This window comes from Parafrankia sp. EUN1f (genome assembly GCF_000177675.1).
Classification (GTDB): Bacteria; Actinomycetota; Actinomycetes; order Frankiales; family Frankiaceae; genus Parafrankia.
Map to the genome: position 1 here is coordinate 1 of NZ_ADGX01000224.1, position 10,710 is coordinate 10,710.

At 72.4% G+C, this 10,710-nt stretch carries 5 protein-coding genes; 1 reads left to right on the forward strand and 4 read right to left on the reverse strand.

Features of this window, described 5'->3' with window-relative positions:
• The 4 genes from FREUN1FDRAFT_RS40480 to FREUN1FDRAFT_RS35660 form a co-directional block, all read right to left on the reverse strand.
• Positions 1-6,335: type I polyketide synthase (locus FREUN1FDRAFT_RS40480; RefSeq protein ID WP_006545256.1), on the reverse strand; the 6,335-nt coding region annotated here is incomplete at its 3' end.
• 41 nt (positions 6,336-6,376) lie between these two features.
• The gene (locus tag FREUN1FDRAFT_RS47160) at positions 6,377-6,862 is read right to left on the reverse strand and encodes a hypothetical protein (RefSeq protein WP_006545257.1); all 486 of its coding nucleotides are present in this window, start codon (positions 6,860-6,862) and stop codon (positions 6,377-6,379) included.
• A gap of 2,180 nt (positions 6,863-9,042) precedes the next feature.
• The gene (locus FREUN1FDRAFT_RS47165; protein WP_006545259.1) at positions 9,043-9,330 is read right to left on the reverse strand and encodes a response regulator transcription factor; all 288 of its coding nucleotides are present in this window, start codon (positions 9,328-9,330) and stop codon (positions 9,043-9,045) included.
• Positions 9,282-10,088 (reverse strand): hypothetical protein, encoded by an 807-nt coding sequence (locus tag FREUN1FDRAFT_RS35660; RefSeq protein ID WP_006545260.1) that lies wholly within the window; start codon positions 10,086-10,088, stop codon positions 9,282-9,284. The genes FREUN1FDRAFT_RS47165 and FREUN1FDRAFT_RS35660 overlap by 49 nt, the downstream gene beginning before the upstream one ends.
• 446 nt (positions 10,089-10,534) lie before the next feature.
• Between FREUN1FDRAFT_RS35660 and FREUN1FDRAFT_RS48360 the strand changes: the two genes are divergently transcribed.
• Positions 10,535-10,710, forward strand: a 176-nt coding sequence (locus tag FREUN1FDRAFT_RS48360) for a DUF6458 family protein (RefSeq protein WP_006545261.1), incomplete at its 3' end; no start/stop codon positions are given.

Below are 10,710 nucleotides of genomic sequence, written 5' to 3' on the forward strand. Positions count from 1 at the left end.
CGCGCGATCCCGCCGCCGGGCCGGTCGCCGCCGCCCTGCTCGGGCAGCCCCAGCGAACCACCGAACTCCGCGGAACCGCCGGTGCGGCCGGTCGAGACGGGCACAGCACCCGCCCGGTCAGTGCCCGGTCGACCGGTGTCCCCTGGGCCGGAGCCCGCCGGGACAGCGCCCGCCGGGACAGCGCCCGCCGGGACAGCGCCCGCTGGGACAGCGCCCGCTGGGCCGGAGCCCGCGCCGCCGGCTTCGGAGCCACCCGCGGCCCCACGCTCGACGATCCAGGACGCGATGCCCCGAACCGTCTTCACCGCCGCCAACTCCTCCACCACCGACTCATCCACCTCGGACAAACCGGAACCCGCACCACCAGCACCCATACCCGGCAGACCCACCCGCCCGGCAAGCTCCCCGAGAATCTCCGTCCGCTTGATCGAATCAATCGACAGATCAGCCTCAAGATCCAGATCAGGCTCCAGCATCTCCACCGGATAACCCGTCAGCTCCGCGATCACCCCGACCACCGACTCGGTCACCGCCTCCAGCGACAACCCCGGCACCACCACCGGGACGTCCACCGAAGCCATCACCGAAGCCGGGGCCGGGACCGCCGCGACAGCAGCCGGGCTCGTGGGCGCCGCACGTTCGACGATCCAGGACGCGATGCCCCGAACCGTCTTCACCGCCGCCAACTCCTCCACCACCGACTCATCCACCTCGGACAAACCGGAACCCGCACCACCAGCACCCATACCCGGCAGACCCACCCGCCCGGCAAGCTCCCCGAGAATCTCCGTCCGCTTGATCGAATCAATCGACAGATCAGCCTCAAGATCCAGATCAGGCTCCAGCATCTCCACCGGATAACCCGTCAGCTCCGCGATCACCCCGACCACCGACTCGGTCACCGCCTCCAGCGACAACCCCGGCACCACCACCGGGACGTCCACCGAAGCCGGGACCGCGGAGACCGGCCCGACCGCAACGGTCGCCTCGGCGGGCACCGCGACCAGCGGCGGCACCGCCGGCACGGCAACCTCAGGAGCAGCAGGCACCACGGGGGCAGCCGGGTAGGTGGTCAACGCTCCGTTGTGGTGCCCGTTCGGCCCTGACGACAGCTGCGTCACGCCGTTCGGCACAGGCACAGGCACAGGCGCGAGCGCAGGCGCAGCCACCGGCACCGGCACCGGCACCGGCACCGCAGAGGTCGCCGGTGTCGGTGTCTGCCGGGCCGCGCCGAGGTAGGTCAGCAGGACGTCCCGCTGGGCGGCCACGAGGTCGCGACCGGTCCGCAGGAACTCCAGCATGATCGTGTCGGCCGGGCCCGCCGCGGGCAGCGGCGCCGGGCTGGCAGCCGGAGCCGGGCTGGCCGGCAGCGCTGTACCCGCCGGCAGCGCCGGGTAGGCCGCGGGGTCAGGGCCGGGGTGGCGACCGGCGGACGCGGGACCCGCCCCGTTCGCACCAGCGCTCCCCGATGGGTGGCCGGGCAGCTGCCCGTCGAACGTCCGAAGATCGCTCATTGGAGAACCTCCCACCATGTCACCGGGCCTCGCACCCAGCTGTCCAGGATCATGTCGAGGCGCCGGGATGTCGCCACCGGCCCCGGTCACCACTTCCGCCCCGTTGAGCACCGCCGCCCCGTTGAGCACCGCCGGCCCCGCCGGCGTGGCTTCCCCGTCCGCCGCCTGTGCGGTGGGGCTGATCCGCCGGGCGGGCAGCAGGCCGCCCGGCAGATGGCCGCCGTCGCTGGTGCGTACATAGGCTCCGTCGATCAGCCAGCCGGGGCGCCGCGGCATCGCGCCGGGGGCGACCACCCGGGTGTCCCGGCCGACGAACAGCGGGGACGGGTCGACGTCCGCGCCCGCGACCGCGAGCTCGGCCACCGCGAGCAGCAGCCGTCGCAGGCCGGGCTCGCCGGCGGCGTCGGTCGCCACGACCCGGTGCGGCCGCCCGGCGAGGATCTTGCCGGCGAGCTGGGAGAGCACCCGGCCCGGGCCGACCTCGACGAAGACACGCACACCGGCCGCGTACATTGCCTCGATCTGTTCCACGAAGCGCACCGGAGCGGCGAGCTGGCCGGCCAGCGCCGCGCGGATCTCCGCCGGGGCCTGCGGGTAGGGCCCGGCGGTCATGTTGGACCACACCGGGATCACACCCGCGCCGACGTCGGTACCGGCGAGCTCGGTGGCCAGCCCGTCCGCGGCGCCGGCCACGACCGGGCTGTGGAAGGCGCACGCGACCGGGATTCGCCTCGACGACAGACCGGCGTTCTTCAACAGCTCCACCGCGGCGTCGATCGCCGCGGTCGGACCCGAGATCACGGTCTGGCGCGGAGCGTTCTGGTTCGCGAGCGCGACGCCCGCGACGGTTCCGTCGGCCGCGGGCGCGCCGAGCACGGCGCGGATCTGGTCCGCTGTCGCGGAGACCGCGGCCATGGTTCCGGGATCGTCCCCGGCTGCCGCGAGAATCGCCTCCGCCCGGGCCCGGCTGAGCCGGACGAGATCGCGCCGGTCGAACACCCCGGCAGCGCACAGCGCCGCGAGCTCTCCGTACGAGTGGCCGGCGACATGATCGGGACGGATCCGCAGGCCACCCAGAAGATCGTAAATGGCGAGGTCGGCGAGCCCGAGGGCCGGCTGGGCGGACCGCGTGTCGGTCAGGGCCGCGGACTGCGCCGCTCGTTCGGCGTCGGAGAAGGCGGCCGGCGGGAACATCGTCGCTGCCACGTCCGGGGCGAGCTCCAGCAGGGACCGCAGCCGCGGGAAGGCCACAAAGAGGTCCGCAAGCATGCCCGGCCGCTGGCTGCCCTGCCCGGGGAACAGGAACGCCAGGCTCCCCGCGCCGCCAACGCCAACGCCAACGCCGCTGCCGCTGCCGCTGCCGCTGCCGAGCACGGTCGCGTGATCATCACCGTCGCGGACGAACAGGCCGGAGCGGGGCGCGGAGCGCGGGTCACGCGCCCGTTCGATCGCCGCCGGCAGATCATCGAGGTCGTCGACGACGAAGGCGATCTGAACCGCTCCCCCGGCCTCCTCGCACACGGTGCGGGCGAAGTCGCGCAGCCGGAAGGGACGGCCGGCGTCCTCGTTGGCCCGCACCTGGGCCGCGAGAGTGTCCAGGCGCCGCAGTGCGCCGGCCCGGTCGCGGGCACGCACCAGGAACAGTTCGGCCGACCAGCGGTCAAGGCCGTGCGCGGGCTCCGGTGCCTTGTCGTAGGCCGACACGACGACATGGAAGTTCGTCCCGCCGAACCCGAAGGCGGACAGGCCGGCATGCCGCCGCGCCGGTGGGGCGACCCAGGGGCGGGCCTCGTCGTCGAAGTAGAACGGGCTGCTGTTCCGGTCCCAGTAGGGGTTCGGCTCGTCCACGTGCAGGGTCGGCGGGCGGACGCCGGTCTCCACCGCGCGCGCGACCTTGACCAGCCCCGCGAGGCCCGCCGCGCACTTCGTGTGGCCGATCTGGGACTTCACCGAGCCGACCGCGCACTGGCCCGTCTCGGCGCCGTGCTCGGTGAAGACCTCGGTGAGCGTCGCGAGCTCGGTCCGGTCGCCGACGACGGTCCCGGTCGCGTGCGCCTCCAGCACCCCGACCTCGGACGGCGAGATCCCCGCCCACGAGTAGGCCCGTTCCAGCGCGAGCACCTGCCCGGCCTTGCGCGGAGCCGTCAGGCCGAGCGCACGCCCGTCGGAGGAACCGGCGACCGACCGGATGACGGCGCGGATCCGGTCACCGTCACGCTGGGCGTCCGCGAGTCGCTTGAGCACCACCACGGCGACGCCCTCACCAAGGCTTGTGCCGTCGGCGCCGGCGGCGAAGCTCCGGCACCGCCCGCCCGGGGACAGCGCGTGCACCGACGCGAAGAGCAGGAAGTCGTGCACGGCCGAATGTGTGTCGACACCGCCGCACAGCACCAGGTCGGACGAACCGGCCGTGAGCTCCTTGCAGGCCGCGTCCAGGGCGGCCAGGGAGGAGGCGCAGGCGGCGTCCACGGTGAAGTTGAGACCGCCGAGATCGAGCCGGTTCGCCACCCGGCCGGCTATGACATTTGCCAGCAGGCCGGGAAAGGAATCCTCGTCGAGCTCGGGAAGAATCTCCTCGAGCTCGGCCGGCAGCTCCCCGACCCAGGCCCGGTGCGCGGACCGGAACCCATAGGCGGTGGAGAGATCCGAGCCGGACTCCGCGCCGAACACCACCGACGCCCGGCGCCGGTCGAACGGCCGATCGTCATAGCCGGCATCCCGCAGCGCCCGGGCGGCCACCTCCAGTGCGAGCAGCTGGCCCGGGTCGATGCTGCGAAGTGACCGCGGCGGAATCCCGTACGCCAGGGCGTCGAAGGGAATCCGCGGCAGAAAGCCACCCCATTTGGACGGAGTCCGCCGCCCGGCGTCCTTCACCATGGAGTCGGGGTCGTAGTAGAGGTCGACGTCCCAGCGCTCGGCCGGCACCTCGGTTATCGCGTCGACCCCGTCGACCACATTGGCCCAGTAGTCCTTCTCGTCGGCGGCATTCGGGAACACCGCGGACATGCCGATGATCGCGATATCGATGGGGCGCGCGGACTCCCGCACGGAAGCGACGGAACGCGCGGCACGCTCCGCCTGTCCGCCGGCATCGGCGGCGTCAGCGGCGGCGGCACCGGCAACGTCTGCGCCGGTGTCGGCGATGTCGGCGTCGGCGGGCTGTGCCGGGTTCGGGACGACGGGGACCGCGAGCTCGCCGGCCCGAGCCGTGAGCCGGGCCATGGCCTCGTCGGTCACCTCGGCGTGCAGCCGGCCGATCGTCGTCCGGGCCGACCGCAGCGCCGAGACCTGACCGATCATGAACATGCCCTCGGCGACCTGTTCGCTCGCGCCGACCGCGACCAGCTGGCCGCCCTCGCGCCGGACACCGCGGCTCGCGATGCGCAGCCGGCCGAGGTTGAGCTGCTCCAGCTCGGCCCACATCTGCTTGCGCGGCACCCCGGCGGCGGTCAGCTCGTCGCGGCGGCGCAGGAACTCACGCACGTAACCGGACTCCACACAGCGCGTGGCGTGGCCCGGTGAGGTCTCCAGCAGGACCGTGCGGGACGCGGCGATCGCCGCCTCCTGGAAGCCGGGCATGATCGCGCCGTCGGTGACGGCCTCCTCGGTGAACAGATACGCCGTCCCCATCAGGACACCGACCTGGGCACCACGCTCGACCAGCGGCGCGGCCGCGGCGGCGACCATCGCCGCCGAGGTGGCGTCGTGGATGCCACCGGCGAACAGGATGTGGACGTCCCCGAGGCTCTCCGGCCCGTCCTGCGCACGCCGGGCGAACGCCAGCAGGCCGCTGATCTGCGCCTCCCAGAGCGGGAAGCTCGCCCGCGGCCCGACATGGCCGCCGCATTCGCGCCCTTCGAAGACGAACTTGCGCGCGCCGTCCGCCAGGAACCGCTCCAGCAGGCCAGGCGACGGAACGTGCAGGAAGGTGTCGATGCCCGCCGCCTCCAGCGGCGTCGACTGGGCTGGACGTCCACCCGCGATCAGCGCACACGGTGGGCGAACCGAGTGCACCGCGTCGAGCTGCGCGGCCCGGACCTCGGGTGGCGCGAACCCGAGGATGCCCACGCCCCACGGCAGGTCACCCAGCAGGTCGGCCGTCTCCGTCAGCAGCGCGTTGGCCTCCGGCCCGCTCATCAGCGCGAGCGCCAGGAACGGCAGCCCACCGGCGCTCGCGACGGAGTGCGCGAACTGCGCGCGGTCGCTGACCCGGGTCATCGGCCCCTGCGCGACCGGGTGGCGAAGGCCCCGGGCGGCGGCGAAGGCCGATCCCGACGCCAGCGGGCGGTGGCGTGCCGCGGCAGCCAGCGAGGAGCGGATCGAGGCCCGTACCGCACCGACCACGGCACTCGCCGACACGTGCCGATCGGCCAGCTCGGCGGCGAAGGCGCCGTCCTGGCCGATCGGCAGCAGCTGGGTCCGCAGGTCACGCCCGCCGAGCCGCAACGCGACGGATCCGGCCGCTACCGACCGGCCGGCGGTGAGCGCGCCGTCCGAGGCTCGTTCGCCGCCGGTGTCGCGGAAGTCCAGTGCTGGCCCGTCTGCCGACGAGCCGGGCGACGCGTCGGCCGACGAGCCGTCCTGGCTGCTCCCGGCCCAGCCCACCAGCGCGGCGACGGGCAGGTCGGGCCGGACGTACACCCGATGTCCGTCGATCAGGGCCGTCTCGCTGCCGTCCATCGCGCGGACAGCCCTCGCCACCTCGGCCGGAAGCTCGACCTCACGCACGAGCGCCAGCTGCGAGTCGAGGACGACCCCGGCCGCGCCACCGGCGACCGCAGCGGCCGCGGTCGCCGGACCGATTCCACCGGCGGCCCACACAGGGGCAACAGTCCCGTCCCGCCGCGTCGCGTTCGCGGCGTTCAGGTGCTGTAGCAGAGTGAACGTCGTGAGGTCACCGACCCGCCCCCGGCCTCGTTACCACGGGCGACCAGGCCATCAGCACCGTCGGCGAGCGCACGCAGTGCGTCCTGGACGGAGAGAACCTCGACCAGCACCCGCCGCCCACCTCGGGCGGCCTCGGCGACGCTCCAGGGCGCGTCCACACCGAGCAGCACCGTGTCGACCACGGCGGCGAGGTCACCGGCGAGATCGCCGACGACCAACGGGCATCCCTGCGCGACCCGCACGCCGAACGGCGCCGAGGACCACGCCGCCGTCGCGGCCAGCGCCTCACGACCGCGGCCGGCGTCGAGGCCGAGATCGAGAATTCCCAGCGCCCCGCGGTGCCCGACCGCGGCGATCAGGTGCGGCGCGGGTTCACCGAACGGGCTGATGACGACGACCAGATCTCGGTCGGCGCGCCGCGCCTGCGCGGGTTGGGCGTGCGCACTCGCTGCGCTGCTCATCGGTGACTCCTCCTGGCCTGGGACCGCCGCACGCGGCGACTACCGGGTTCGGCTGCTGTCAGCGGGGGGCGAAAGCGGTCGGCATGCTGACGCCGGATTCGGATGGCTACAACCGGCCGGCGACCGAGAGCCGTGGATGATGTCGTCATGGCCGGGCTGCCACGGATCCGCACGCCTCGCGCTGCTTCAGGCTTGGTGCCGGCGGGGCGATCGGCGTATCGAACAGATGCGGCTCCAGGTGGGGTAGAACGGCGACAACCGAGACGGACGCAATACCGTCAGCGACGATTGGGTCGCGGCGACGCCCCAACCCAATCAGTTGGCCCCTGGCAACGAACGTGCGCGAAATACTAGCCCGCACGTCCTGCTTCCCCGCACCTAGGTGCCGCCACGAAACGATCCCGTGATCCGGCCGGCCACCTGCCTGTCCGGTGTGGGCCATCGGTGGTTCGCCGCCCGTCCGGGCGCGCCCCCACTCCCCCGCGGGACCGGTGACGGCGGTCACGGACGCATCGTGCGAAGGCACGTTGTTCACGGCGGCGACATAGTCCAGGTGTCGACAGCAGATCCATTTACAACGGACTCGCGACTGATTTCCGGTGCTAACACGGGTTGAAACCTGGCTCTGGTACGGCGCGGCAGATCCGCGATCGAACCCGGCAGGGGAAACCGCACTGGCTTTCTTCGGTCGGGCAACGCACGTGTGACGGCAGACCGCACGGTTTCCCCACGACATGGCATTCATCCAGGTGTTCCTCCGGTCCGTGCCGGAACAGCGGCCCGACGTCCGCCATGAACGGACGGGCGCACTGACAGCGGACTCGTCTCTTCTGCCCTCCGAACCTGCCGCGCTATGGCCCGTTCAACCTAGTCACTCTTCGGGCACAGCCGCAAGCACAGGCACGGCAGTTTTCTGTCGACGCACCCGGCAACCTCAGCACTGGATCGACAAATGCCCTGTTCAATGCACCGCGACACCGCGGTCGAAACCAGGATCCGGGTCGCGAGCAGCGATGCTCCGTGCTCTCCGTGAGCACGCGAAACACTAGTCACCGCACCGTTTGGACCACCCGAAGTAACTACACACCGTCGTTCACGGGATACCCGGCGGACAGATCGGGACAGCTCTCACCCGCGGATCAGGGGGTGGCTGCGGTGGATGCCGTGTCAAGGGCACAGACGGCGGGCGCCGCGGGACTCGTCGGGGCGGTGAGCACTCGTCAGGGCGGAGGCACCACGATGCGAGAACCCAGGCCGATGCGAGTGTCGCGCTCCCTGGTATGCGGGCCCGACTGCAGGGGGCAGCGGCGACCACGGTGTCACCCACCAGGGAGAGGCGGTCGTCTCCCTCCGGAACGGCGGACTGGCAGCCCGGCTCCGGTAACCGTGGCCAGGGGGTCACAACCCGCCACGAGACCGCTTCAAGTCGCAATCGACCATACTGTCGGCCGCACCCTGCCCGCGACGGTAGCTACCCGCCAACGGTGGGACAAGTACGCCTGGGACCTGACCATGCCGAGTGGCCCGATGGACCCCAGACGCGGGGGGTCGACAGCTATACCCAACGGACGACCAATCTACCCGGTTCCCTGGCCGACGACGGCGGCCGACCGGGCGCCGCATCCGGTTCGGCGGGACGGCCCGGGCGCTGGCTGCGCAGGCCGTCGCGCCGGGCCCGGATGCGGTACGGGTCCGGCGCGACGAGTGCGTGCACGCAGGTATCTGGACGGCCGGCCGCGGCACGACCGGGCGAAGCCGGACCGTGGGCTGGTCCGTATCGCGGTTCCGGTCAGGCGGGCGGAACCGGCCGGGGCGGAGCTGTCCGGGGCGGAGCTATCCGGGGCGCGACCGGACGGTGTCGTCCGGGCCGTGCTGTGCCGGGGCGCGGGTCAGGCGTCTGTCTGGCTGACGTCCGATGCGGACGGTGCTGCTGGAACACGTACTGGCGGAACACGTACCGGCGGTACACGTACTGGTGGAACACGTCCTGGTGGGCCAGGGCAGATGGAGCGGCTGCCGGTCGGGACGGCGGGGCGACGCCGACGGACAGACAGCGCTGGCCGACTGCAGGGCAGGCAGGAACCCGTGCCGGCCGGGGCACCGCCGGGCAGGCGATGCGGGCCATGCGAGCAGCGCCGGCGCAGGTGCGGTACCGGACCGAACCCGGACCAGGGCCCTGACTACAACCGGGGCAGCCCCGGAGCCGGCATCGAGCCCATCTCACGCTGCCAGGCGAGGGCGAGCTGCGTGCGGTTCGAGCAGCCCGTCGCCACCAGCGCATGCGTCAGGTGGTGCTTCACGGTGTCGATGCTGATGCAGAGCGCCTCGGCGACCTGCCGGTTCGACTGGCCCTCCGCGACCAGGCGCACGACATCGCGCTCACGGGCGGACAGCTTCGCCGTCACGGCCGGGCCGGGGTTCACGCGGATGTAGAAGCGCAGCAGGTTGCCCAGGTGGCGGGCCAGCACCGCGCCGACAGCGCGGTCCCGCGGGCCGAACGCGCCGGGGCGGGGTCGAGCAGCGAGACCACGGCGCCGACGCCGCTGTTGCCGGCGAGCCTGATCAGCAGCTTCGCGTGGATGCCGTGGGCGCGCAGGAAGCGCTCGAGCCGCAGCCGCACCTCGGGACGGTCGGGCACGCCGATCTCATCCAGGGTGACGAGCCCGCGCTCCCACATGAGCCGCAGGCTCTCCGGGTCGTTGAAGACCTCCAGGCTGCGGTAGCGCTCCAGGAACGGCCCTGCCATGCGCAGCGCGAGGCCGCGGCCGGTCGGGCGGGCGTCCTGGAAGGTCGCCTGCGGGGAGGAGCCCAGGAAGAAGGCGGAGTGGCGGTAGCCGAGGTGACGGGCCATGCCGTCCAGGGCGGCCTCACGGAACGCCGGGAGCGAGGCGGCGCGCTCGCAGTCCTCGACGACACGCAGCACGCCGCGCAGCTCCGCCGCGCCCAGGGCCAGGTCACGCGGCACCTGGGGGCCGCGGGCGGGGACCGCCGGCGCCCGGGCGGGAAGCCCCGCCGCGACCGCGCCGGGACGAGTGCGTGCCGCGGGGTGGCCCACCGCGGACGTCGCGGTGATCGGCGCGTGCCGTGTGGCGGGTGCCCGGTGCGGCGCGGGAACGCCGGACGGCCGGGCAACCCCCGCTGATGTGTCCATCGTCACGGCGAGCCGGCCGGTGGCCGGACGAGCGCTGGGGCTACCATCGGGATTGCTGAGCATTCGGTCAGTCACACATGCCTCCGGGGGCAGACCGACACCAGGTCACTGGCCGGTAGTCGCGAATCAGCCGGCGTATTTCCGGCCAAGCTGGACATGTTCGGCAAGCCTAGGGCCGCGACTACCCAGATGCCAGCCTGCGACACCTACTTTCTGGCGCCTGATAAGCCTGACTGGCTTATCTGACTATTGAATCTCAGCTCATGCGCCGTTTACCCGCCAGCCATCGTCAATCGTGACCGTGCCTACACGTTGCGTAACGACAACGGCGGGACTCCGCCACCCAAAGGTGCCGGCAACGGCCCTCAAATTGGCCCGGTCCGACCACCACCTCCACCTTCGACCACGGGCGTGTAAACGGTCGACACGGAGGGTAGTTTTCTTACCGGCAGCATCTAACTGCTCACATCAGGTCACCATCCAGGCGTGCACCGTGAGCACGCCGCTGCGAGGTGAGGCATGTGACGACCGGATTCTCGATCTTTCTGCTCGCCGCCGGGGCGATCCTGCGCTTCGCGTTGTCCTACCGGGTGAACGGCGTCGACCTGCATGCGCTCGGATCGATCATCATGGCCACCGGCGCCGCCACCCTGTTCGTCTGCTTCATCCGGGACCTGCGCACGGCTCGCCGTCGAAG

Coding starts and splice junctions, on each gene's coding strand:
- FREUN1FDRAFT_RS47160 (WP_006545257.1), bottom strand. CDS start 6,862: ATGAGCAGCGCAGCGAGTGCGCACGCCCAACCCGCGCAGGCGCGGCGC.